Below are 25987 nucleotides of genomic sequence, written 5' to 3' on the forward strand. Positions count from 1 at the left end.
GCTCCCTGCCCCCTGCTATAATTAAGCAATACTGCCGCGTTTTCTGGTTTCTTTGTAAGACGTTCCCACATTTTTCAACCCGGCTTTAATCATTTGTCTTTCTAACAGGGCAAAGAATCGAGTGCGATCGCCACCTCTAACTACTGCTTGATTATGGGCTTCTGCGATCGCCACAGGATAACCATAGCCTTTTTGCACCTGTGCCAGCATTAATCCCAGGGCTTGGTTTAAAATATCTGTATTATCCGCTACCCAGGCAGGTACTTCAATGCGCGCAATTTCACTACCTACATGGACATGACAAAAGTAAATGATTTGCTGTTCATAGAGTTCTAAAATCCGGTTATTACTCCGCCACAGTGGACCCCTTTGTCCTGGTTTTAGTTGGCTTCCCCAAAGGGTCGTATCGCGTAAGGTGTCAAATAGTTTACAAGGTACTTTTTCTAGTTGGTCTGGACAATGACTGCGACAATCGGGGGCGGGATGGGGACAGGCTAATAACCGTAAAAAGTTGGTACAATCGATGTTGCGTGAGGCGCTGAGATATCCCATGAGGGGAATTTTTGCTTGTTGTAACTGTTGCCATGCTTCTAGAATTGGGGGTAAAATGCGATCGCGCGCCTCTAAGGGTAACTGTTCTAAAAACCAGTAAATTAAAGAACCATCCACCATTGCTAAAGCTGGGGCTTCTCCTTTTGCTGCACAAGCTAATTCAGCTAAAACTGTGGTTTCCGATGCAGTACGGCGATAACCCATCCATTCCTCCGTTTTAATTCCCCACTGGCGAGACACATATAAATCTTCTGGGCGATAAAATACCTCTGGTAAACTATCTAACAAGGGTTGGCGATTTTGACCGTAGTGTAAAACAACTCTACCGATATTCAAAAGATAGCAATAGGCGATTTCATGATGATTGGGCGCAATTTGGGAACCGTCGGTAGCAATGACTGTATGCACTTTCGGCGGTACGGGAATATCAATGCAGGTTTCTAGTGGTTCTATGGGTGTAGCATTAGCAAAGAGAATGCGATCGCGCCATTGTTCCTGAGTATCAATTAAATCTTTTTGACGCTGATAAGCCTGTTGCAGATGTTGTTGGGCTAATTCTAAGCGCTGGCGACTAGCAGCTGCTTCTAAACTCAGATGCTGACTTAAACCCTGCATTTGTCTGGCTAATTTTGTCAAATCAAGCATAAGGGGAGTGGGGAGTGGGGAGTGGGGAGTGTGGGGAGTGTGGGAGGTGTGGGAAAAAACTTTTAGAGTGGTTGAGAAATCAAATATTAGTCCTAATATATACTGAAAATCTTAGTACAACATATAAAGCCTTTTCCTTACCCCCTAATGAACTGGTGTATACACATCCTTATCCAGAAAGGGTTTCCAGACCTAAAAATAAGATTGAACCGGAAATCCAGTTCCCCTCCTCGCTTGCGGTGAACCAGCGCTGTAGGCGGGTTTCCCACCGTAGGCGACTGGTGAATCCGAAGGAGGAGGGGTTAGGGGTGGGGTCTTATGACACAGCAGAGAATTTACCGACTTGTGTGTACACCATAGCTACTGAACTAGGGTGAAAAGCAAAATTCAATGGCTATGAGCCGATAAACATCCCTCATAAATAAGCTAGAATGCTAATATCACAAGCATTTGCCGCTTAAAAATATGCCATGCTGGAGACTATAGAAACAAGACTTTACGAACTAGAACAATTTGCCAACACCTTAGTATCCCAGCAACTCACACACCTCAGTTTACTTAGTATTGGCATCATTTTTACAGCTGGTTTACTCACTAGTCTTACCCCTTGTATGCTGTCCATGCTACCAATTACCATTGGTTACATTGGGGGTTATGAAGCCAAAGGGCGCTTGCAAGCAGCAGCCCAGTCTACATGGTTTGCTTTAGGTTTAGCAACTACCCTCGCAGGTCTGGGAATTATAGCAGCTTTTGTGGGTAAAGTCTATGGTCAAGTGGGCATCGGCTTACCTATTATCGTCAGTATTATCGCTATTCTCATGGGGCTAAACTTACTCGAAGCCCTACCTATACAATTTCCTTCCCTGGGTGAAACTAATTGGATTTCCGCAGACTTACCGCCTGGTGTGCGTTCTTATTCCCTGGGTTTAACTTTCGGCTTAGTGGCTTCTCCTTGTAGTACCCCGGTTCTAGCTAGTTTACTGGGTTGGGTTGCCAGTACACAAGATTTAATTTTGGGCGCGATTTTGTTACTATCCTATACGGCGGGGTATGTAGCACCTCTGATTTTAGCTGGGACTTTTACCGCTTCCATTAAAAAGCTGCTAGAACTGCGGCGCTGGTCTGGTTGGATTAATCCTGTTAGTGGTGTGTTATTGGTCGCCTTTGGTGTATTTTCCTTACTTTCTCGATTCCCCTTGGGAAGTTTTTAAGCCATGACTGTAGAAAATTCAGCATCCACAGCATCCACTTGGTGGTCATTACCTGGGCGATTTTTACGCAGGGAGATTTTACCTGTACTAACTAATTTACGACTGGCGATCGCACTATTATTAATCATCGCCCTCTTTAGCATTAGCGGCACAGTAATTGAACAAGGCCAGTCACCTGCATATTATCAATCTAACTACCCCGAAAGTCCAGCTTTATTTGGTTTCCTCACTTGGAAAGTCATTCAAGTAGTGGGATTAGACCATGTATATCGTACTTGGTGGTTTCTCGGCTTACTGATTTTATTTGGTACTAGTCTCACAGCTTGTACATTCACCCGTCAGTTACCAGCCTTAAAAACCGCCCAGCGCTGGAAATATTACGAAGAACCGCGACAATTCCAAAAATTAGCCTTGAGTGCAGAATTAGATAGCGGTTCCCTCAACTCTTTAAACGAAATCTTACAAAATCGTCGTTATCAGATATTTCCAGCACCAGAAAAAGATCATATTCTTTACGCGCGCAAGGGAATAGTTGGACGTATCGGTCCCATAATAGTCCATGTCGGGATTGTCACAATTCTCCTGGGGGGAATTTTAGGGGCGATGACTGGATTTATGGCTCAAGAAATGATCTCCAGTGGTGATACATTCCAAGTAAAAAATATTATAGATGCTGGCCCCTGGGCAAATTTCCAAATCCTCAAAGATTGGTCTGTGCGGGTGAATCGCTTTTGGATTGATTACACACCCACCGGAGGAATTGACCAATTTTATTCAGATATGTCAGTTGTGAATAAACAAGGGGAAGAAGTTGACCATAAAAAGATTTTCGTTAATCAACCCCTGCGTTATCATGGCGTAACCTTTTATCAAACTGATTGGGGAATTTCCGCCATTCAGATCCAATTTAATAATAGTCCCATATTTCAGTTACCGATGGCTTCCCTAGACACCAACGGTAAAGGAAGAATTTGGGGAAGTTGGATACCCACCAAACCCGATTTGAGTGAAGGAGTTTCCGTCATCGCCAAAGACTTGCAAGGAATGGTATTAATTTATGATTCCGCAGGTAAACTAATCAACACAGTCCGCAGTGGAATGTCAGCCGAAATCAATGGCGTAAACCTCAAAATCGTTGATGTCATTGGTAGCACCGGATTACAAATTAAATCCGACCCAGGTATCCCATTAGTTTACACAGGATTCGCCTTATTAATGTTAGGTGCAACCATGAGTTACTTCACCCACTCCCAAATTTGGGCATTAAAAACAGGCGATCGCCTGTATATTGGAGGAAAGACTAACCGCGCCCAGGTTGCATTTGAACAAGAAATATTACAAATCCTAGACACCCTCGCCTCCCAAGCAAAAACATAAAACCTCAGCGTACCTTTGCGTTTAAACCTCTTTCTGATGACGCACTTCCACCACAGTATGCACATTACCACGGGGAGTAAAATCAGCCTTCACCGTCACCTGCAAAGGATCACAAGCAGCCACAAAATCATCTAAAATTTGATTTGCAGATTCCTCATGAGAAATATAGCGATCGCGGTAACTATTAATATATAGCTTCAAAGCCTTTAACTCCACCACCCGCTCATCAGGAACATAAGTGATATAAATCGTCGCAAAATCCGGATAACCAGAAAAAGGACACTTACAAGTAAATTCCGGTAAAGAAATACTCACATCATATCGCCTACCCACACGCGGATTAGGAAAAGTAATTAACTTACCCTCAGTAATCTCACGTTCACCATACTTCATTTCAGGAGAAGAACTGCTCATACTTGTTTCAATATAATTGAATTAAACCCCTTCCCAGTCAGGACAACTATCATCATCCCAACCGTGAGGATGCATACCACACACTAACAGATTACCACTATAGACTTGACCGTGGTAGTGATGACAACCCATACAAGCAGCATTCTTTTCCTCTGTTGGTTCTACCCCGTAAGGAAAACCAATATCTAAATCTCCAAACGCATCTTCCAATTCCAAATGTGAATCAGTCAGTTCCTGTAAATACTCTTCAATGTCAGTAGCGATAGAATTTTGTACCTGTTCTGAAAATTCTTCCGTTAATTCAAAAAATACATCTATCATTTCACTCATTCCCAGGAAGAAACGTTCTACTTCATCAGTCACAGTTTCGACCATTTCTGCTAAATCTTTTTGCCATTGTTCCATAAATTCTACGCCCTTATCCCATCTCAACAGGAAGGTTAGTGCTATCAACCTGGCCGCACTATACTACATCCTTGGCAATCTATATATAGCAAGTTTCGGTACATTAGGCTATGCCTAAATGCCCCTAATTAATCATCTTTTTGTAAGTTTTTTAACTGTTCTTGCAGTTCTATCACTTGTTGGCGCAAATCAGAAACATTATTTGTGGGAGTATCTGCATCTTTCACAGTTCCCGGTTCATCATCTTCTAAAATTTCAATGCGGCGCGGTTCAGATGCTGGTGGTTTATCTGGGGTTTCACCAGGTTTATCTGGCTGTTGAGCTTGTTTCATCATATCTTCAACGAAACGGCGGGCTTCTTCGGTGTTCATTTCGCCCTTAGCCACCATTTCATCTGCCAGTTTTTGGACTTGCGATCGCAGTTCGCCCAACTTCCCTCCTGCTTTCTCACCTGCGTAAGAAGCTAACCCGACACCGAGGTAAAAAGCTTTTTGAACAAAATCTCCCAAACCAGGCATTTTTGATGACCGCTCCTAAAAAATAGGGCGACCCGGAGACTACGCCTACCATAAGCATCCCGTATTGCTGCTACCTTCCGGTTCTGACAAGATTTGGGCGTTAAAGTCGCGTAGATCCAGGTCTAAAAACAGTATAACACCAAAAGCCCGTAACTGTGTCTTACTCCACAATAATTTTCCATTCATAAAGTTCATAACTGACACAGCCATTCTGCACCAAGGGGTCAAGGGAGACAATTGCTTCCGCTTCATCCCTAGAAGCCGCTTCAAAAATTAACATTCCGCCCCTTGCTTCTGCCCAATAACCGCTACGGGCTTTGTGTCCTTTGGCAATTAAATCTTCAACATAGGCTTTATGGGCGGGGACGTATTGATCAAAAATGGCTTTATCAACTTTACCCGCTTCAATTTTGACGAACAAAGGCATTTACTAGCATCCTCTAGCTAAAGTTTATATTGTTGCTGTGATCAAAATAATTCAAAATATTCTCTTTGCTCCCAGTCAGTTACTCGCTGGGAATATTCCTCTGGAGACTGGTCAGCAACAGCCTTTAAAAAACGGTTAATTTCACTTTGTTTCATCTTGATCATAAAGTTAATGAATTGCTGTCCCATTTTTTGGGCAAAAAGTTCACTTTGACTCAAGTACGAAATCGCCTCTAGCAAATTGGAAGGGAAGGGGGGATTTTCTGTAGTATAAGGTTCCTCTGTGGGGGAACCAGGGTCAAGCTGAGAATCTACACCATCTAACCCACAAATCAATTGTGATGCCATATAGAGATAGGGGTTTGCAGCTGGTTCACCAATGCGGTTTTCTATGTGAGTATTCGGGTCATCAAAACCACCTTGGAATCTAATCATTGCGCCTCGGTTTTCCCATCCCCACCCGGCCCGGTCAGGAGCCAAGGAATTGGGGCGAAATCTTTTATAGGCGTTAATCGTCGGGTTTGTGAACACACAAGTAGGATTGACGTGTTTGAGAATCCCACCCATGAAGTGCTTGGCTAAATCTGACATTAACGTATTTGAGTTGGCAGAGATAAAAGCATTCTCACCTGTTGTTCGGTTGATCAACGATTGGTGCAAGTGCCAGCCATTAGAAGAACAACCTTGTAATTTTGGACGACACATAAATGAGGCGATGTAACCTTGTTGACGACAGATTTGTTTCGTGGCCATGCGAAATACTGTCATCGTATCGGCAGCTTGCAATCCAGGAATCGGGTCAAAGGTAAATTCAAATTGACCAATACCACCTTCGTTTTCTACACTTCTTAAAGGCAGTCCCATTTGCACTAGGTTTTCTGCCAGAATACACAGTAAATCATGAATTTCTGGATTGTGTGATTCCAGCAGATATTGAAAGCTATGTTCAACGGCGCTCACTTTTGGCGGTTCACCGGGTTTTCCAGAATGACCAACATCGGCCATTGCTAACATTGGATCTTCCAACTTTGCTAAATACCACTCAACTTCTAATCCCACAACATAATCTAAGCCTCTATGCTGTAAGTCTGCTAAAGATTGACATAAAATACTTCGACTGGACAGAGGTATAGGCTGACCATTTTGATAGTATTGGTCGCAAAGGATTAAACCAGTCCGTTTTGCCCAAGGCAGAATGTAGAAAGTATGGGGGTCAGGAACAGCAATAATATTCGGCGCACCCTTCATTTCGGGTATTTCTAAACTGTTATTAGCAACAAAAGGGTTAAATACCAGCGCACCTCCAGTATCAAATAAAAATGTCCCTGTGCTGATTTGCATTCCATTTTCCAAGGCATTAAAAAATGCTTGGGGTAAGAGGGATTTACTGCGAAGAATACCATGCTGATCTGACCAAGCAGTACGAATTAATAATAGATCCTGTTCTTTCACAACAGCTTTGATCTGTTCTGATAATTCTGTTTGATTTTCTGTCCACAGGTGATGACGCTCAATAAATCCGGGTCTTTTCATCTGGTATAGCTGGGGAGTGGGGAGTGGGGAGTGGGGAGTGGGGAGTGTGTGGAGTGGGAGGTGTGGGGAGTGTGGGGAGTGTGGGAGTGGGGTAAAAGTCTTTCAGTGTCTAACTTTTATGATCAGTTTATTTCCTGACGTGTATGCGTAGTGCTATGTTTGTGCTGTTAGTTCTAAATTAGCTGTCATGAGGCGCTTCCACTCTTGGTAATAACCACGAATTGCTAACTCATCGGTGACAGGGCCGGTTAATACTCCATCTTCATCCAAATGATGGCGATCGCTCATTCCCACTCCACGATTGATCGCTACCCATTCTAGTTCCGGGATACTTAACCCCCGATGACATTCAGTAAAATTCACCATATCATCGGGAATACCAAAACTGGGAAAGTCTTCTTGAGTTCTCATCCGCAGAACATTAACCTCATCTGGTACTCCAGAGATTGTTGTAGCATATATCGTCACTTGAGTGCGATCAACAGCTAGGGGTTCAATTACCTGAATTTGATTACCCATAATCAGCAAATTGGGAAAAATAGTTAAATTCATTTGGGAACCAACAGACAAATCTAACCAATAATCTGCCTGCTCACCCCACTGCTCTCGAATCTTGGCTTCATAGGCTTCCCGTCCAGGTTGGGGGCGCTGTTGTTGCCAGTAAGCACCAGGTTTTTTGGTATAACTGGGGCGCTGATCGATGAACATATGCCCATGACCAAGGTACTGTACATACATTGGTTCCTCATCGGGATTGTGGGTGAAATATTGCATATCTTTTGCTGATTCTCCACGATTAGCTACAGCCAGCAAAGAACGGTGTGAGAAGGCCACATGATAACCATCAGCTGCGTTATCGTAGCTAAATTTCCAGTTAGCTTGATAAATCATTTTATGGGCGCTACTCTGGACAGTGATTTTGGCGTTGGGAAATCGATCAATCCACTGATCTAATAAATCTTTTGCTCTTCCTAGATAAGTCAGTAAATCTGGTGCGGCGCAATTTAAAGTACCAAATATAAAACCCCGATAGCTGTCTACCCTGGGAATTTGCCCTAAGTTAAATTCTGAATGCTGGAAGTCAGCGCCATACCCTTTTGCCCACGGTACACCTTTGAGTTGCCCTGTGTTGCTATAAGTCCAACCATGATAAGGACAGGTGAAACTTGTTTTACAGCCACGAGCTTCACGACAAACTGTTGCACCTCTGTGGCTACAGCGATTAAATAAAGCGCGAATTTTTCCCTGGCGATCGCGTAAAATAATAATTGGGCGATGCCCTAATTGAGATGTCTTAAAATCGTTGGGTTGAGGAATTTCGCTTTCATGAGCTAAGTAAACCCAAGTTCCCCCAAAAATCCGCATCATTTCTTCTTGGAAAATTCCGATATCTGTATAAACTAAGCGATGCACTCGCTGCGGCTGAACTAGATAATCCCAGTCATAAACTTCCTTGGCTTCACTGTTTCTATGGTTCATGGTGAGCTTTTTCCAGAAATACTGATTTTATAGTTTTGCTACCAAAGATAGCTATAGCCATCAAGATTAGGACGTAAACTATAGCAACCGCCAAGGTAGTTAGGAAATTTGCTGTTCCCTGTTCCCTTAAAGCAAGAAGCTCAGGTTTTCATGACCTTGATCTCCATTAATCAAATTCACCTGCTTAAGAGCTATTTTCCATTTACCATCCTGCTGTTGTAGTCTATGTCTGTAGCATCCAGCCAAAATTTGTGTCTGGCCTTGGCGAAATGCGTGAATGATAAAGTTAGAGTAAATTTTCACTTCTTGTTTTCTAGTACATGAAAATATTTCTATATTGCTAATTATTCTATTAGTCCGTGAACGTGGTATTTGGGCATGAGCAAAACCACATTGTAACCAAAACACTCTGTCTTCTAAACGTCTGTGGTCATCAAAAGCAATTGATACTTCTGTTTTGGGGTCGCCACCACCAGGAATGCTGGGAATCCAATAAAGGCAATTATTAGTAAATAGGCTCAACCAATCATCAAATTTTGCTGCATCCAGCAAGCGTGCTTCCCGAAACAGTAATGCTTGACATTCTGACTGTATTGATTGATTAACTGGTTTATCTTCGTCTTCCCAGTTATGAAGTCCCTCAATTAGTTCACTATAAAAAATTTCATCTACATAATCAGAGTATTGTGAATTTCTAGGGTTTTTCTCTGGATTAACTGACAAAACTCACCTCCAAAACTGCTATATGTATAATATTTATCATTATGAGCCGTTTTTTCATCGCCCTGATACCACCAGAGCATATTCAGGACTACGCTAACGAAATTAAACAGCACTTTGCTGATCATTATGCTAGTTATGGCGCACAAAAGTCACCGCCTCACATTACCTTGCAACCGCCCTTTGAATGGTCAGATGCTGAAGTTTCCCAGTTAGAAGCATTCACCCAAGAATTTGCTCGCAGACAACAGCCAATACCAATTACACTCCAGGGTTACGCCACCTTTCCGCCCCGTGTTATATACATAAATGTAGTTAAAAGTCAAGCACTTTTAAGGTTGCAAGCTGATTTAATGGCTGATATTAACAGTAATTTAGGTATTGTGGATCAAACATCACAGACTCGCCCCTTTAATCCCCATTTGACAGTTGCGTTTCGGGATTTAACAAAGGGGAATTTTCGGGCTGCTTGGGCGGAATTTGTCCACCGTTCTTTAAATTTTGATTTTACTGCGGAACATTTAACTCTACTGCAACATGACGGTACACGCTGGAATATTAAATCCCACTTTGCTTTCTGCCGCCACCTTGAGGAATTATTGTAGTGATATGCTGGTTAAGAAATGCGATCGCATCTTAGCCCCAAACAATTCCCCTCAACTCTGCATATCTTCTGCTGATGGGAAGCAATAGCAATTTTTCGGCCTGAATTATTATGACTCGCGCAACTGAAAATAACGACTCTCTAGATACACAAGCCTGGAAATTGCTAGAAGAATCGATTATCTACTACAAAGGTAAACCCGTTGGTACTGTCGCCGCCCAAGATCCAGATTTAAAAGCACTTAATTATGATCAGTGCTTTTTCCGTGATTTTGTCTCTTCGGCTTTGGTGTTCTTGATGGCGGGTAAACCAGAAATTGTCCGCAACTTCTTAGTAGAAACACTGAAATTACAAAGTCATGAAAAGCAAATGGACTGCTTTGAACCCGGTGCAGGATTGATGCCTGCTAGTTTTAAAGTAGAACATGATGGTGATAAGGAGTTTTTAGTAGCTGATTTTGGAGAACAGGCGATCGCGCGCGTTCCTCCCATAGACTCTTGTATGTGGTGGCTGATCCTCCTCCGGGCTTATGAAAAATCTACAGGGGACGCAGAATTGGCGCGTCAGCCAGAATTTCAAGCCGGCATCAAATTGATTTTGGATTTGTGTTTAGTACATCGGTTTTCCATGTACCCGACAATGTTAGTCCCCGATGGCGCGTTTATGATTGATCGCCGCATGGGAGTCTACGAACATCCACTGGAAATTCAAGTATTATTTTATGCCTCCCTCATTGCTGCCCGTCAGTTACTCTTACCAGATAATGATACTTACATAAATAAGGTAAATGGGCGATTGGGGGCATTAAAGTATCACGTCCGCAACTATTACTGGATAGATTTGCAACGATTGAGCGAAATTTATCGCTATAAGGGTGACGAATTTGGGAAAGAAGTTGCTAACAAGTTCAACATCTATGCAGAATCAATTCCCCATTGGTTAACCGAGTGGCTACCGGAAGAGGGCGGCTATTTAGCCGGGAATCTTGGCCCTGGAAGGATGGATTTTCGCTTTTTTGCTTTGGGAAATCTCATGGCGATTTTAGCTTCCTTAGCCAGTGAGGGGGAATCAGCAAGGATAATGAATTTATTTGTGGCACGTTGGCACGATTTAATGGGTTATATGCCTGTGAAAATTTGCTACCCGGCTTTAGAAGGTTTAGAATGGCGTATGACTACTGGCTGTGACCCCAAAAATACCGCTTGGTCTTATCATAATGGTGGTAATTGGCCAGTGTTACTCTGGTTATTTGTGGCCGCTGCTCAAAAAGTTGGTCGTCCAGAACTAGCGCAAAAGGCGATCGCCGTCGTCGAAAGCCGTTTAATAGCCGATAAATATCCAGAATATTACGACGGGAAAAATGGTCGTCTCATTGGCAGAGAAGCTCGATTGTATCAAACTTGGAGTATCGCCGGTTTACTCACTGCCAAACAATTCATGGCTAACCCTGAGTACATAGAACTCATCAGTTTTGCGGAAATTAGCGATAGTTTGGGTTGTACTCTGTGAACTAACCGACTCCAGACATTGCTACTGAAAAAAAAACGTGTTTTTCCCATTGCAAAACTGAATATAATGCTCTACATGAGCAGCTACCAAACTTTCAACAAATCCGACTCAGATAACCGCACGAATAACAGTGACTGGCGGTTATTTTTACGACTATGGCCTTATGCCCGTCGCAGTAGCAAACTGTTGACACTGGCAATGGTACTACTAATACCCATCGCATTAGCCAACGCCATCCAACCACTGTTAATTGGACAGGTAATTTCTCTAATTCGTAATGAACCCAGCACATATCAGTTTCTGCGCGATCGCCCCCTATGGCAAGGGTTAAATATATTACAAGTCTTGCTGCTAATTTCTATAGTGATCAGACTGGCATTAACAGGTTTTCAGGGTTATCTACTACAGAAACTAGGACAAAAAATCACCGCCGCAATTCGCCAAGATTTATTCGATCATACGACATCTTTAGCAGTACGTTTCTTTGACCGCACACCCATAGGTAAGTTAATTACTCGACTCACCAGCGATGTCGAAATGTTGGGGGATGTCTTTTCCACTGGGGCTATTGGCATTATTTCCAATATATTGACCATGTTGGTGATGATCGGTATCATGTTTTCCATTGAGTGGAAACTAGCTTGCTTGCTGCTGCTGATGCTGGTACCAATTACCTGCTTAGTGATTTACTTTCAGCAACAGTACCGCCAAGCCAATTCCAAAGCACGGGAAGGACTTTCTACTTTAAATTCCCAGTTACAAGAAAATGTAGTTGGGGTTAATATAGTACAGTTGTTCCGACGGGAAAAAGTTAATGCCGAATTATTTTACGAAGCTAACCAAAGCTACACTAAACAAGTAGATCAAACCATCTTTTATGATTCGGCTGTTTCCGCCACCTTAGAATGGATTGGACTAGTGGCGATCGCCGGAGTATTATTATTAGGTGGTTGGTTACTTTTAGGAGACACCCTCACCTTTGGCGTACTAGCTGCATTTATCTTATATGCCCAGCGATTATTTGATCCTTTAAGAGATTTTGCCGAAAAATTCACCGTCATTCAAGCTGGTTTTACATCCATTGAACGCATTACCAGCCTTTTAGATGAACCCATAGAAATCCGCGATGGTAGTAATCAGCGCCTTTCCACAAATGATTCTGGTGTCAGCTACATAGACCAGATAACTAGTAATATGGAATCCCAAGAATTTACTCCTACCCCAGAATTGGGAGAAATTCGCTTTGAACACGTCTGGTTTGCCTACAAAGACGATGATTACGTCATTAAAGACCTCGACTTTGTAATTCATCCTGGTGAAAAAATCGCCTTAGTTGGCCCCACAGGTGCTGGCAAAAGTTCCATTATTCGCCTCTTATGCCGCCTTTATGAACCCACAAAAGGACGCATCTTAGTAGATGGTATAGATATCCGGGAGTTACCCCAAACAGACTTACGGCGGTATATGGCAGTAATTTTACAAGAAGGCTTTTTGTTCGCTGGTGATGTCAAAACTAACATTACTTTAGGAGACGATTACACCCTAGAACAAATTCAACAAGCTGCAACTAAAACCAATGTTGACCAATTTATTGCCGAATTACCCCAAGGTTATGATACTCAACTGCGACAACGGGGTACAAATATTTCTAGTGGTCAAAAGCAACTTTTAGCCTTTGCGCGCGCCGCCATTCGTAACCCGCAGATTTTGGTATTGGATGAAGCTACTGCTAGTTTAGATGTGAATACAGAAACTTTAGTCCAAGAGGCTTTAAACCAACTGTTAATCAGACGTACTGCCATTATTATTGCTCACCGCTTGTCTACTATTCGCAATGTCAATCGAATTTTTGTGTTGAAACGAGGTGAATTAATAGAACAAGGTAGCCATGATCAGTTGTTACAAGCTGAAGGACTCTATGCTACTTTACATAATTTGCAAATGCTGGGTTCTTGAGTAGCAGCTATTAAACGCAGAGGGGCGCTAAGGTAACGCTAAGTGTCGCTGAGGTTTTTTGCGATGATTCAGCTTTTTAATTAGTACAAGTTACTACTTTTTCACAAACTAGGCTAATACTATCTACTGCATATTTGACAAATACAGAATTTTCTTTGGCATTGCAAGAACCTTTTATTTCAAGTGTTCTTGTAGTGTCTTTGATCAGTTTGGCTTGGTAAATAAATACTGAATCAGATGTGTCTTCAAAACTTAACTCGGCTAATATTGTATTGTTATCTAAACTTTGCTGAATGATTTTTCCCGCCACTTTGTAATTAAACCAATTCCATCCGTGGTGTAGCATCAGTTCTCTTTCTAATATTTGCACCGCCGTGGGTAGGATTCCCCAGCCTCTATATACTTGGCGGAGAGATTGTATATCGCCTGTACGGGTTAAAATTGATTTAAAGGATTCTTGATTAAGCACACCATAATATCTCCCATCGGGTAAATCTATGGCGGTTGGTGCAAATCGATGTCCACCAAAATGGCTTGATTTCCAAATCCGGACATGATCCAATCCCAAATCCGTAATAGTTTCCCTAGCTTGGAAATAAAAAGGACTACCATATCTAGCACAACATTGATCGTGGCTACCGTGGGTACAGACTAAAATATCTCTGGTGGTATTTGTCTCTATTTCGTACTCAGGTATTTTACCCCACAAATATTTTTTTACTACCGCAGCTACTTCTTCAATATGTGGTAATTTAAACTCATATTTTTGGTATCCACTACTTAAACTTTCTTGTTTTTGATAAATCAACAGGGTGCTGTAATCTACTTTATGGGAATAATGATTACAAATTAATAAAAATCTAACAGGTAATTTTGCCCGTCGGACTTCCTCTACTAAAATCTTTAAATTATTTGGTACCCATTTAGATTGAAATGCATCATAAGTCCAGGGTTGAGGACATTCTACTAAAATATATGTTTCGTAATTTGCTGCACTACTAATAATATCTTCTCCTACTTCTCGTGCATGGTCAGAACAAAAAAAAGTATTCATCGAATTTTACTCATTAGTGAATTTTATGGACAACAGCCTATGAAGAAAAAGTCATGTAATTTTGGCTACGATATTTCCCAACTGAGCAATAAACAAGAATAATCTGCATTTATTCGTAAAAAGCAGGTAGCCACTTTATAGCACTGGTTTTTATCAACCTCTTTCTGATTAAGAAAATCTCTAGATTACAATTCATTGATCTCAAGATAGATATTGCACTGATTTTAAACTTCATTTTGTATTGTTCTTTATCCGGTGGAACAAAAAATTTTGCTTGGTGAAAATCAACTTTTTTCCACTGTGGAATATCTTCATCGGTGGCTATGGTGAAATGTAATAGGGTGGGAAGCTGGGAAAATAATGGTTTTTGACTGTTATCGTCTGTGAAAAGGGCTATGTTACTCCCATAGGTGTTTAAGGCTGCTATGAGACTCCTTACCTTTAATATATCAAAAAAATAAAACATAATTGCAAAAAATTCTCAATTGTTAGGTAAAAAATAAAACATCAGTCTGAAAGTAATCTTACCTTCGGTAGATGAATTAGATTGGTGTATTTATGCTGAATAGAATATCAGTGTTATATTATTTACTTACCCTGATTTAATCTAATGACAGCTGAACATATCTAATTTTTTTGAAATCAACATTTTAAATCTAACTTAATTACAGCAAAAACACAAGTTTTTTTATCTAAATTACTTGAGTAAAGTTTTATTGACTTGATATCTTCAATACTATTTTAAGCTAATTAACATTCAATTTCAGCCAAAAAGTATTGAATGTTTCAATAATATATATATATAGTCTTTTAAGGTACAGAATTTAATTTCAAATAACACCAGATTACATTGGATTTCTCTATGAATTACCCAGAAAAATATTTTGGTAGATGTGATAATTGTACGGTATATAGTGGGAACAGGGAACAGTTTTAGAGGTTGTCTGAAAAGACTAAGTTGTTAAGCATTTAACTTGCACAATTTGGACGGGCAAGATGCCCATCCCACAAGAGTTGTATTTAAAATGTTGTGCAAAATCAGGTTTGTTTAGCTTAATTCATTACAGTGTCAACTGGCGACTAGAAGTCGCGGAATCACCCAAACTAAACCTACCTGTGCGGGTTAAACATTGATTCGAGACAGCAAAAAGGTTCTAATATTATGTACCTTTAGTTCTTTCGCTACTATATGCCTTTAGTGGTATTTTCCCAGATTAACGACTCAGCCAAGCTTTGAGTACATCTAAAAGACTCGCACCACCCCAAGCTAGTGCGATGAAAATGGAAATGCTGGTAATTGCTCCTAATAAACAGATAACTAAACCGCCTAAGCTAATAGCACCATCATCTTCCAGCAAACCAAAGCTAGTGACGAAAACTCCGATAGCTGGGAGGGTGTTGGTTCCAGGAATCGGTATCATCATGGAAATGGCCATTAAGGCGATCGCACTGCCGACGGTGAGTTTACCTGGTATGGTGGTACAAATATAGGTGAAACGTGGCCTGGCGATCGCTTCAATTCTTTTTAACCAAGGATTTCCCGCTTTCAAAAATTTCTGTACTGTTGTAAGTTTGATGGGATAATTGAGTATTTTTTGGGGTAGTGTGGGAATTTTAGCCCCAATCATCAACTGGATAGCTAGTATAAAAATCGGAATTGCAAAAAATATTGAGTAACCAGGGGCGGGAATTGGTAAAGCTGAAGGTAAAGAAAGAATTACTAACAAAAACCCAAAAGCTCTTTCTTTTGCTAATAGCAGAATTTCTGCTAACGTCACTTCTGGGGTGCGGTTTTCGTCAAAAAAATACTGTTGCAACTCGTGAGATAGTCTAGCCATTGATTGGGGAATGGGGAGTGGGGAGTGGGGAGTGTGGGGAGTGTGGGAGGTGTGGGAAGTGGGAAAAAGTGATTTTGAATTTCTACCTCTTCTCTGTTTCCTGTTCTTTGGTATAACTAGCAACTGCTACCCTGAGATTACCTTGATGTTTTGCAAGTAAGCGATCGCCCGCCTCTTTTTCTAAACCAGTCCAGTGCATGAGTAAAGCTAGTTTAACCCACTTACCACTTTTTTCTAGTAGAAACCCAGCAGCATCACGACTTAAGCCTGTCAAGTCTTGTAGCATCTGTAAAGCGCGATCGCGTAACTTTTGATTTGTCACCGCTACATCAACCATGCGATTGCCGTAAACCTTGCCTAGCTGCACCATTACCCCGGTAGAAAGGATATTTAAAGCCAACTTGGTGGCTGTTCCCGCTTTTAAGCGTGTAGAACCAGCGAGAATTTCTGGGCCAGTTAATAAGCGAATATCAACATCTGCATCAAAGCGCACTTGTTCACTAGGTACACAAGCGATAAAAATAGTTCTAGCACCCCTTTGACGGGCAGCATTCAGCGCTCCATGCACAAAAGGAGTTGTCCCGCCGGCTGTAATCCCCACTACTACATCTAATTGAGTAATATGTCGTTGGGCGATCGCCGCTTCCCCATCTTCAGCACGATCTTCTAAATCTTCCGAACTGCGTACCAATGCACCAGCACCGCCAGCAATAATTCCCTGTACCAACTCTGGAGGGGTGCAGAAAGTGGGGGGACATTCCGCCGCATCTAATACCCCTAACCTGCCACTTGTCCCCGCCCCCACATAAAATAAACGTCCTCCCTGGCGCAAACGTTCCGCCGCTAAATCAATAGCCTCAGCCAACTGAATTTGAGCCGCCGCCACCGCCGCCACTGCTTTTTGGTCTTCAGTGTTAAATAAGTCCACCAACTCAACCGAACTCAGCTGGTCTAAATTCAGACTATCAGGATTTACCTGCTCAGTTAAAAGATAGCCCCGTGACTGCAAATCTGCCATACTCTACATCTTTATCAATAGCTTTTTTCCCCACATTCCCCATTCCCCATTCCCCAGTCAATTCATAACAACCCTTCTAATTTACGGCGAATATTTTCCAGTTCAGAATCAGACATTTCTGGTGCTGCTGGTGGTACTTGATTAGAACGATAGCTGTCATCATCATCATCTCTTGTTCCATCAGCTTGCCAGTCGGTATTTTCCAAATTCATTTCTGGCGGTAAGACTAAATCGCTGTTGGCTGGCACAATTTCCCATTCATAACCCGCACTTGTACAAAACTCCTTAATTTCCTCAGCATCCAGCATTTCCACTGTAGGAGTCGGAAAATCCTGAGCTTCCAGTAACAAAGCAAAGCGCAGAGCATCATCTTCTGACTCAAACATTAAAATTTTATTACGGGCAATCCCCGGAGATCCTTCAGCATCGCCTACCCGAATGGAATGAATCCCTTCGTTTTCCGTATGAGCATTAAAAATTAACACAAAAACACGCATTGGCGTAATCATCTGTCCTCTTGTTTTGCGATTTACCTATATTATTAGAGTTTTAGGCTGTATATCAGGAAAACATACAGTTGTAAATTTTACTTTATTGACATTTTTTTCTATCATTAGTAAAGATGATACATGAAAAACATTTAAACCCCACACATCTGACACATCCCACACTTCCCATACCTCCCACTCCCCAAATTGCCAATAGGTTTGTATCCTGGAATAAGCATTACCCTAGTAGTCACCTAGCTACACCCAGTCATCAGCGAAATCATAATGACTAAATCTCCTAATGAAGATAACTATTCCGATTCCTCCGCAAACAAGCGTTTGTGGTTGCTGTTATTGAGTCGCGGTGGTATTGCCTTGGGCGTACTGGTGCTGTTGGCAATGGGCGCAGGGATTTGGCGCTTGTGGAGTTTTGTCAATAATGAATTAACGCCCCTAGCTGCAAGCGGAATTACCAATACCCTGAACCGTCCGGTAAACTTGGGAGAAGTTACGGGCTTTTCCTTGACAGGAGTAAAATTTGGGGCTTCTGATATCCCGGCCACAGCCACAGATGCCGATCGCGCTGTAGTGGATGCTGTAAAAGTGAATTTTGACCCCTGGCGATTAATTTGGCAGCGTCAATTAAAGTTAGATGTCACTTTAATTAACCCAGATATTTATATTGAACAAGATAATCAAGGGCGGTGGATTACTACTGAAATTGCCCCGCCAGGTCAGGAACAGCTGATTAAAACTGATTTAGATAAACTGCGGTTTCGTAACGGTAAATTAGTATTAGTACGGCAAGAGCAAAATCAGAATGTCACATCTACTATTCCCCCGGTGGCGTTTTCACAAATTAATGGCACAGCCCAACTTCTAGACGATAACAAGCTGATTAGGTTTAACGTCAGGGGTGAAGCCGAGGGGGGCGGGAATGTTGCTATCCAAGGTGAGGCGGTTCCTCAAACATTAGCATTTAAATTCAAACTGCGATCGCAAGACTTATTAGCTGCTAAAATTACCGACCTAATTCAGTTACCTTTCGACTTGCAAGAAGGCAGAGTTAATAGCAACTTGCAAATTGAACTCACACCCCAACAGCCAGCCCTCCTCTTTGGCGATGCTAATTTACAAGGGGTAACGCTGCAAATTCCCAATGTTCCCCAGGCTTTTATAAATGCCCAAGGACTTATCCGCTTTCAAGGAACAGAAGTACAACTAAATGATGTGGCTGGCAGTTACGGCAAAATTCCTTTAGTCGCTACAGGAATTATCGACCCAGAAACAGGCTATAAATTAGCAGGTCGGATCAATGCAGTCAGTGTAACCGACGCTCAAGAAAGTCTGAATATTAAATTGCCCGTACCTGTGACTGGGGAATTACAAGCTAACGTCCAAATGCTTGGTCCCATCACCCAACCTGTTATCTCCGGCACAATTGGCACTATTAAAACTGCCCAAATAGATAAAATTGTTTTTAATCAAATTACTAGTAAATTTGAATTTACTCCTGATGCTGATTTAGTCAGTTTCCGAGACATTCAGGGTACAGCCGCAGTGGGTGGAGAAATTACAGGTGTTGGCAATATCAAACTCTCCACAACCCCCCAATTAGATTTTAATTTCGCAGGTAAAAGTATTTCTGGAGATGCTTTTGCCCAAATTTACCAAATAACCTCCCCCATTGAAATCGGCACTGTTTCCGCGACAGCCCAATTAACCGGTGGGGGAGATAATGTCCAAACTGTGGTCAGATGGCAAGCCCCAGAAGCTACCTATCCCGGTACTGGTGAAACTGTGATCACCCCAGATAATACCCTGCTGTTTCGTAATGTGGCTTTAAATGTCGGTGGGGGAATGGTGCGCGGTTCTGGGAGTTTTGCTAACCAACGTTGGCAAGCAGTAGCCGAAGCCTCCGGTGTGGGTTTGACACCTTTTGTAGACCAAAATCAACTAGAAAATATTTCTTTAGCCGGGGCAGAATTTAATGGTCGTCTGATCCTAGAAGGTGGCGCTGAACCATTTCAAGTTGCCACAATTCGCACTGAGGGTGCGGGAGTTAATATTGGTGGGGGTACAATTGCCGTCTCTAATATCCAACTACAAAACCAGAACTTCTCGGCGCAACTTGTGGCTAATGGTTTAAGACTAGGACGGATATTGAAAGATTCTCCCCCAGCTTTAAATAGTCCCTTGGCTGGTACGTTTCAAATCGCTGGGAACAGAGAAAATTTTGCACTCAACACCTTACGCGCCACTGGTGAAGCCCGGCTAAATGTGGCAGGTGGGACTGTGACAGCCTCTAATATTCAATTGGCTAATGGTCGCTATCAAGCACAGGTACAAGCCAATAATGTGGCTATGCAGGAGTTGGCAGATGTGCCACCACAATTCCAGGGTGCGTTAAGTGGTCAATTTAATGTAGCTGGGGCTGTGGACTCCTTTAGTCCCGCAACTATTCAAGCCAGTGGTACTGGACAGCTAAACCTCTCAGGGGGAAGAATTACAGCCTCTAATATCCAATTAGCTAATGGTCGCTATCAAGCACAGTTACAAACTAATAATTTGCCTTTGCAGCAGTTAGCAGATGTGCCACCGCAATTCCAGGGTGCGTTAAGTGGTCAATTTAATGTAGCTGGGGCTGTGGAATCTTTTAGTCCCGAAACTATTCAAGCCAGTGGTACGGGCAGGTTAGATGTTGCCGGGGGCAGGATTACAGCCTCTAATATCCAACTGGCTAATGGTCGCTATCAGGCTGTAGTTGATGCGTCTGGGGTGCAATTAAATCAGTTGAATCAGCAATTACGGGGTGATTTTGGCGGTAATTTGCAGGTGGCTGGCATTTTGGGATCTGCGAAATTAGCTGATGTGCGGGCGGCAGGACAAGTACAATTATCTCAAGGTCTGCCCGGTATTGAGCAACCTTTGGTGGCTGCACTGACTTGGACTGGTGAAAAGCTGGCTATTGAACAAGCTGTAGCCCCAGGGTTAAATGTGACTGGTGATATTTTAACTAATACTCAGGTTGCAGGTATCCCGGAAATTACTCAGTTAAATCTCCTGGTTAAAGCCGAGAATTACGATTTAGAACAGTTACCAATTACTCTCCCGAATCAGTTGGCTGTGGCGGGAAATGTTGATTTTGACGGACGAATTACTGGTAATCTACCTTTGCCGAATTTCACAGGGACATTAGGGTTGCGGGATTTGGTTGTCCAAGATATTGCTTTTGAGCCTTTGTTAACTGGAAATGTTCAGTCTACCGCTCAAGGTTGGAATTTAGATTTAACTGGAAGTAGAGACAGGATTGCTTTTAATCTCGATGCCCAAAATCGTCCCCAATCTTTTATTGTCCAGAGGGAAGAAGCTTTAGCTAGAGGTGAAGCCCAAGGGGATGATTTAGCAGTTCAGGTGGCTAATTTTCCGTTAGCAATTCTAAATTTAACACCACCAACGGAACTGGGTCTAGGTGCTGGTAATGTGGCTGGGCTGTTAACTGGGGATTTGCTGGTTAATCGGGAAACTTATGCAACTACGGGAGATTTAGCGATCGCATCTCCAGAAATAGGCCGGATTACAGGCGATCGCCTAGCAGCACAATTCAGCTACAGTAATGGTAACGCCACAGTCAACAGCAGCGAATTTATTAAAGGAGACAGTCGTTATGCCTTTGATGGCAAATTTGGGCAAACTCCCCAAGGTCCCCAACTCCAGGGCAAATTAAATGTCAATCAGGGTAATATTCAAGATGTCCTAACTGTAGCTCAGATATTTGAATTACAAGACTTTCAACGTGGCACAGCCGAGCCAGTTTATGGCACATCTGGCGATTTAGTAACTAACTCCCGTGGCTTACCAGAACAGAGTTTATTAACCCAACTCAGACGCTTTTATGAAATTGATGCCCTCATAGAAGCACAAAGGGAAATCCGGCGAGAATTTAATCCTGTCCCAGATTTAGCAGATTTACAAGGAACTTTTAACGGAGACATTGTTGTAAATACAGCCACAGAACAGGGCTTATCAGTAGAATTTGATGTCAAAGGTGAAAATTTTACCTGGGGTCAAGAAGCAGAAGATAATCGTTTCTATACTGCTGACAACATATCTGCCAAAGGACAATTTTCCAATGGCATTTTGCAATTGCTCCCATTACAGATTTCCTTAGAAAATAGTCGTCTCCTATTCACAGGTAACATTGGCGGTGAAGCACAATCTGGTCAATTGCGAGTAAGAAATTTCCCCATCCAGTTACTAAATAATTTCGTAGATATACCAGTGGGGATATCAGGTAATCTTAATGGTGCAGCTGCGATCGCCGGCAGCATTGCCAATCCCCAAACCAAAGGACAATTCACGATCACAGAAGGCACATTAAATCAGCAGCCAGTTGACTCAGCCACAGCCAGTTTCAGTTATGCCGATGGACGGTTAAACTTTGGTAGCAAAGTCTCCATTGTGGAAACAGAACCAGTCAATATTATCGGTAGTATCCCCTATCAACTACCTTTCGCCTCTGTAGCACCAGAAAGCGATGAAATTAGTTTCGATATCGAAGTCAGAAATGAGGGATTAGCAATCTTAAATATCCTCACCAATCAGATAGCCTTTGAAGACGGTGAGGGAGAAATAGATATTGAAGTGCGGGGTACAAGAGAAAAACCCATAGTAAATGGTATAGCCACTCTCAATAATGCCACCTTTGCCGCCCAAGCATTCCCCGAAAAAGTGCAAAATGTGAACGGCAAAGTCCTATTTGATTTCGACTATATCTTAGTAGAAAACCTCGAAGGTCGGTTTAGCCGAGGTGATATAGTCGCATCTGGACAAATTCCCATCTTCAGCAACGGACGAAGTAGTTTAGATAATCCCCTCACTGTCAACGTCGATGAATTAACTTTGAATCTCAAAGGCTTGTACCAAGGAGGTGCAAGTGGGAACTTAGAGATTACAGGTTCAGCCCTAAATCCAGAAATTGGTGGTAAGGTTAATCTATTTAATGGTCAGGTTTTACTGACAGATACTAGTAACCCAGAACCAGCTACCAATAGCACACCCTTGTTATCATCCATAGCCAACAAACAAATTGAACCCAGTGGCGACAATGGATCAGCGATATTTAATAATCTAGATATAGAACTAGGTCAAAACGTCGAAATTAACAATCCACCTCTTTTGAGTTTCAGAGCCACAGGTAATCTCATTGTTAACGGCTCCTTTGCTGAACCCATACCAGAAGGTACTATCAGGTTAGAATCAGGTGGCGTGAATCTATTTACCACACAGTTTAACCTAGCTCGTGGTTACACACACACCGCTACCTTTAGATCCAGCCAACCCCGTGACCCAGAATTAGATGTTCGCTTAGTCGCCAAGGTACTAGATGTAGTTCAGAGCAGTGACTTTACACGGGCAAATACTGCCGGTTTAGCAGCCTTAGAAAGTGTGCAAGTGGAAGCCAATGTCCGAGGTTTTGCTAGTCAAATCAATGAAACACTGCAACTCACCAGTACCCCAGCCCGTTCGGAAACAGAAATTGTTGGTTTGTTGGGGGGTGGATTTGTCGATGGACAGAGCGGTAGAGATACCACTTTAGGACTGATTAATATTGCCGGTTCAGCCGTCTTTAGTAACTTTCAGTCAGTCTTTAGTCAGCTTGGTAGTGCTGTTGGGTTAAGTGAACTACGTATATTCCCCACAATTGTTTCCACAAGTCCCGAAGCAGGCAGGGGCAGTTCTAGTCTGGAATTAGCCGCAGAAGCCGGAATTGACGTTTCTCCCAGATTTTCTATTTCCAGTATCAAAATCTTGACAGCCAATGATCCATTTCAATGGGGTGTAAATTATCGCATTAATAATGAAATTCGCCTACGTGCTTCCACTAATTTAGATGATGATAGTCGGGCTGTAGTAGAATTTCAACGGCGGTTTTAAAAATTTTTAGATCCACACACAAAGTAATAAAAACAGAGGTTTTTACTAAATCAGTGTTAGTTTATACTATTTATAATTTGGATAGTCGTTATACTCATTTTTAGGTTCTACCTGGGAATTATGAAGTGGCTTTGCCACTTCATTTTTATCTTTAGTGACTGTATTTACCCCCAGGTTGGTGAGAACAAAAATAGATAATGAAACCCTCACTATAAAAAACTTCTCCGCCTGTTACCAGTGCTAGATAATTTTTTCCCAGAGGTCTATTAGTCATTAGACTTAGTATCAGACCATTTTTCACGGGGTTCCTCAATCTTAACATTTTGCGATCGCGCCAATTGCCAAGTCTTCAACATCAGAGGTTTTTGTCTTTCCAGATGATTAACAAACTGGATAATTGAGTGATCCGCCTTAATTGGGGTTTTCAAATCAAATTTAATTGTCTCAAAAACCTTCAAGTCATCCTGAACAAAATTTATCCCCACAATTTTAGTCAGCCACAGCACCGCTCGACTATATAACCAACCCAAAATTCCCCGACGTTTTTTACTAATTAGTATCACCTGAATTTCAGATTTTCCTCCTTCTAAGAGGCGTACAGCAAACATCACGTGAACATGGAAGCAATCAGGCCCAAATGTGACTATATTAGTGCTACCATACCAATAACATACATTGTAACTACTCTTTTTACTGAAAGGAAGTATCAGCTTCTCTAAAAATGAATTTCCAGTATTAGGTGTACTATTTGTGAAAATAATCGCATTTTGATTCAGTTCCTGTTTTTCAAAATTAATTCTTGATGTTAATTTGTGAACTGTATTGAAGTGTTGAGCATCGATGGGATTAATCATCACCGTATTAGGATGACAGTTCATCAAAAAATAATCACCAAAAGCAACATCACATTCCTTATTTTCTAACTCCAGAACAAAGGGTAGAGGTTGTTTAGGTGTTTCTCCAGTCCAAACCCAAATCATGCCATACTTTTCTGCCGTTGGCCAAGTTTTTAATTTGATAGAAAGTGGTTGATTTGCACAGGGGATATCAACACAAAATCCCTGGCCATCAAACTTCCAACGATGGAAAAAACAACGGATATCGTTACCCTCAACTTTGCCTTCAGCTAGGTGAGCGCCCATGTGGGGACAGTACGCATCAACGATTACGGCTCTTTTATCTTTACCACGGTAAATCGCTAATTCTCTCCCCAAAACTGTCACAGGATTTACCTCACCGACCCGCAATTTTTTTGATGGCATAACCCAGTACCATCCTTCAACAAAACGGTCAGGATTATTGAAAATTCTCGATTGATGAGTTGAGCTAAGGTTCTGCAAATTAACATTCATTTTCAGAGTTTCACTTGAAGTGAAGCGGTTAATCTAGAAGTAACATGAAAATCTGCCCTAAAAAGTTACTTTTAGTACCGGGAAATATAATTGCAGAACTAATTTATTCGACTTACTTATAATCAAACTCTGATGCTTGTAAAAATCTGATTTTTGTCAATTAAATAATTACAATTTTGTAATCTATTAGGAATCCGGTTTGAGGTAGGGAACAGGGAAAGAAGAATAATGTGTAAAGTTAGATACCTCAAGGCTTTTACCCCAGTCCCCAGTCCCCAGTCCCCAGTCCCCAGTCCCCAGTCCCCAGTCCCCACTCCCCAGCCATATATGGCATAATACATACAAGAGTTAGGGAAATATGCCGTGTTAACTCAGGATAAACAACTATTTTTAATTGGTCAGGTAAAAAGTCTCAGTGGAATCCCTATTCGGACAATTCGCTATTACGAAAGTTTAGGTTTAATTGCATCATTATCACGCACAGAAGGCGGTTTCCGCCAATTTTCAGCAGATGTGCTGACCCGGTTAGCTTTTATTAAAAGAGCGCAAAGTTTAGGACTAAGCCTAGAAGAAATTCGAGATATCCTGGAAGTATATGACGCAGGAAAACCCCCCTGTGGAGACATTCAAGACAAGTTAGCAGAGAAACTGTTACAGATTGATAGTCAAATTGCTCAATTACTAACTTTACGCTCGAAAATTGGGGAATTATTGGAAGACTGGAACCATAACATAGGTAAGCCAGAGGATAAAATCTGTCCAATTATTCAGTAGATTCAGTATAAGAATTGTCAGAATACACAGGTTAATTTTCAGGGAACAATTCTTGCTCCTCTAGGTGCTGAAATAATTATATTGTGCAATTAATTATATTTCTGTGTCGTCTTTCCTAAGACATTAGGACTTACGCATTGACAAAAGACATCACCTATACACTCTAGTTCATGCGAT

At 41.9% G+C, this 25987-nt stretch carries 20 protein-coding genes and 1 other RNA gene; 7 read left to right on the forward strand and 14 right to left on the reverse strand.

Going from position 1 to position 25987, the window contains the following annotated elements; translation table 11 throughout:
* Positions 1–21 precede the first annotated feature (21 nt).
* A complete protein-coding gene (locus ACM0OP_RS11435; RefSeq protein WP_414528527.1) occupies positions 22–1197 on the reverse strand; it encodes a DNA double-strand break repair nuclease NurA in 1176 nt (391 codons plus the stop codon).
* Positions 1198–1667: 470 nt separating this feature from the next.
* Between ACM0OP_RS11435 and ACM0OP_RS11440 the strand changes: the two genes are divergently transcribed.
* Entirely contained in the window at positions 1668–2408 is a 741-nt protein-coding gene (locus ACM0OP_RS11440; protein ID WP_414528528.1) for a cytochrome c biogenesis protein CcdA, read from the forward strand.
* 3 nt (positions 2409–2411) lie between these two features.
* Positions 2412–3785, forward strand: a complete 1374-nt coding sequence (locus tag ACM0OP_RS11445; RefSeq protein ID WP_414528529.1) for a cytochrome c biogenesis protein — start codon at positions 2412–2414, stop codon at positions 3783–3785.
* Between the two features lie 21 nt (positions 3786–3806).
* On the opposite strand, the gene queF is transcribed toward ACM0OP_RS11445, so the two are convergent.
* The 8 genes from queF to ACM0OP_RS11485 form a co-directional block, all read right to left on the reverse strand.
* Positions 3807–4199, reverse strand: coding sequence for a preQ(1) synthase (gene queF, locus ACM0OP_RS11450; protein WP_414528530.1), 393 nt, complete (start codon positions 4197–4199; stop codon positions 3807–3809).
* Between the two features lie 21 nt (positions 4200–4220).
* Positions 4221–4604, reverse strand: a complete 384-nt coding sequence (locus tag ACM0OP_RS11455; protein ID WP_414528531.1) for a hypothetical protein — start codon at positions 4602–4604, stop codon at positions 4221–4223.
* 128 nt (positions 4605–4732) lie between these two features.
* Complete coding sequence (locus ACM0OP_RS11460; protein ID WP_414528532.1) at positions 4733–5122, reverse strand: phasin family protein; 390 nt, start codon at positions 5120–5122, stop codon at positions 4733–4735.
* A gap of 26 nt (positions 5123–5148) precedes the next feature.
* An RNA gene (ffs, locus tag ACM0OP_RS11465) (signal recognition particle sRNA small type) lies at positions 5149–5245 on the reverse strand.
* Between the two features lie 37 nt (positions 5246–5282).
* Positions 5283–5549, reverse strand: coding sequence for a YciI family protein (locus ACM0OP_RS11470; RefSeq protein ID WP_414528533.1), 267 nt, complete (start codon positions 5547–5549; stop codon positions 5283–5285).
* Between the two features lie 41 nt (positions 5550–5590).
* Complete coding sequence (locus ACM0OP_RS11475) at positions 5591–7081, reverse strand: glutamine synthetase family protein (RefSeq protein ID WP_414528534.1); 1491 nt, start codon at positions 7079–7081, stop codon at positions 5591–5593.
* 153 nt (positions 7082–7234) lie between these two features.
* Positions 7235–8560, reverse strand: coding sequence for an aromatic ring-hydroxylating oxygenase subunit alpha (locus ACM0OP_RS11480; RefSeq protein ID WP_414528535.1), 1326 nt, complete (start codon positions 8558–8560; stop codon positions 7235–7237).
* Positions 8561–8686: 126 nt separating this feature from the next.
* Positions 8687–9283, reverse strand: coding sequence for an aromatic-ring-hydroxylating dioxygenase subunit beta (locus tag ACM0OP_RS11485; protein ID WP_414528536.1), 597 nt, complete (start codon positions 9281–9283; stop codon positions 8687–8689).
* Positions 9284–9324: 41 nt separating this feature from the next.
* On the opposite strand from ACM0OP_RS11485, the gene ACM0OP_RS11490 reads away from it, so the two are divergent.
* The 3 genes from ACM0OP_RS11490 to ACM0OP_RS11500 all read left to right on the forward strand — a co-directional run bounded on the left by ACM0OP_RS11490 (position 9325) and on the right by ACM0OP_RS11500 (position 13349).
* Complete coding sequence (locus tag ACM0OP_RS11490; RefSeq protein WP_414528537.1) at positions 9325–9885, forward strand: 2'-5' RNA ligase family protein; 561 nt, start codon at positions 9325–9327, stop codon at positions 9883–9885.
* 110 nt (positions 9886–9995) lie between these two features.
* The gene (locus tag ACM0OP_RS11495; protein ID WP_414528538.1) at positions 9996–11393 is read left to right on the forward strand and encodes a glycoside hydrolase 100 family protein; all 1398 of its coding nucleotides are present in this window, start codon (positions 9996–9998) and stop codon (positions 11391–11393) included.
* A 75-nt stretch (positions 11394–11468) separates the two neighbouring features.
* Positions 11469–13349 (forward strand): ABC transporter ATP-binding protein, encoded by a 1881-nt coding sequence (locus tag ACM0OP_RS11500; RefSeq protein ID WP_414528549.1) that lies wholly within the window; start codon positions 11469–11471, stop codon positions 13347–13349.
* A gap of 76 nt (positions 13350–13425) precedes the next feature.
* Here the strand turns inward: ACM0OP_RS11500 and ACM0OP_RS11505 are convergent, their stop codons facing one another.
* The 4 genes from ACM0OP_RS11505 to ACM0OP_RS11520 form a co-directional block, all read right to left on the reverse strand.
* Positions 13426–14403 (reverse strand): sucrase ferredoxin, encoded by a 978-nt coding sequence (locus tag ACM0OP_RS11505; protein WP_414528539.1) that lies wholly within the window; start codon positions 14401–14403, stop codon positions 13426–13428.
* 1214 nt (positions 14404–15617) lie between these two features.
* On the reverse strand, positions 15618–16241 hold the full coding sequence (locus ACM0OP_RS11510) for an exopolysaccharide biosynthesis protein (RefSeq protein ID WP_414528540.1): 624 nt from the start codon (positions 16239–16241) through the stop codon (positions 15618–15620).
* A gap of 82 nt (positions 16242–16323) precedes the next feature.
* Complete coding sequence (murQ, locus tag ACM0OP_RS11515) at positions 16324–17259, reverse strand: N-acetylmuramic acid 6-phosphate etherase (protein WP_414528541.1); 936 nt, start codon at positions 17257–17259, stop codon at positions 16324–16326.
* 62 nt (positions 17260–17321) lie between these two features.
* Positions 17322–17768: a DUF3110 domain-containing protein gene (locus tag ACM0OP_RS11520; RefSeq protein ID WP_414528542.1), complete on the reverse strand. Its 447-nt coding sequence runs from the start codon at positions 17766–17768 to the stop codon at positions 17322–17324.
* Positions 17769–18032: 264 nt separating this feature from the next.
* On the opposite strand from ACM0OP_RS11520, the gene ACM0OP_RS11525 reads away from it, so the two are divergent.
* The gene (locus ACM0OP_RS11525; RefSeq protein ID WP_414528543.1) at positions 18033–23684 is read left to right on the forward strand and encodes a translocation/assembly module TamB domain-containing protein; all 5652 of its coding nucleotides are present in this window, start codon (positions 18033–18035) and stop codon (positions 23682–23684) included.
* Between the two features lie 266 nt (positions 23685–23950).
* On the opposite strand, the gene ACM0OP_RS11530 is transcribed toward ACM0OP_RS11525, so the two are convergent.
* Complete coding sequence (locus ACM0OP_RS11530) at positions 23951–25036, reverse strand: aromatic ring-hydroxylating dioxygenase subunit alpha (protein ID WP_414528544.1); 1086 nt, start codon at positions 25034–25036, stop codon at positions 23951–23953.
* 363 nt (positions 25037–25399) lie between these two features.
* Between ACM0OP_RS11530 and ACM0OP_RS11535 the strand changes: the two genes are divergently transcribed.
* A complete protein-coding gene (locus tag ACM0OP_RS11535; RefSeq protein WP_414528545.1) occupies positions 25400–25810 on the forward strand; it encodes a heavy metal-responsive transcriptional regulator in 411 nt (136 codons plus the stop codon).
* Positions 25811–25987: the final 177 nt, after the last annotated feature.

This window comes from Nodularia chucula CCY0103, assembly GCF_963923915.1.
GTDB lineage: Bacteria > Cyanobacteriota > Cyanobacteriia > Cyanobacteriales > Nostocaceae > Nodularia > Nodularia chucula.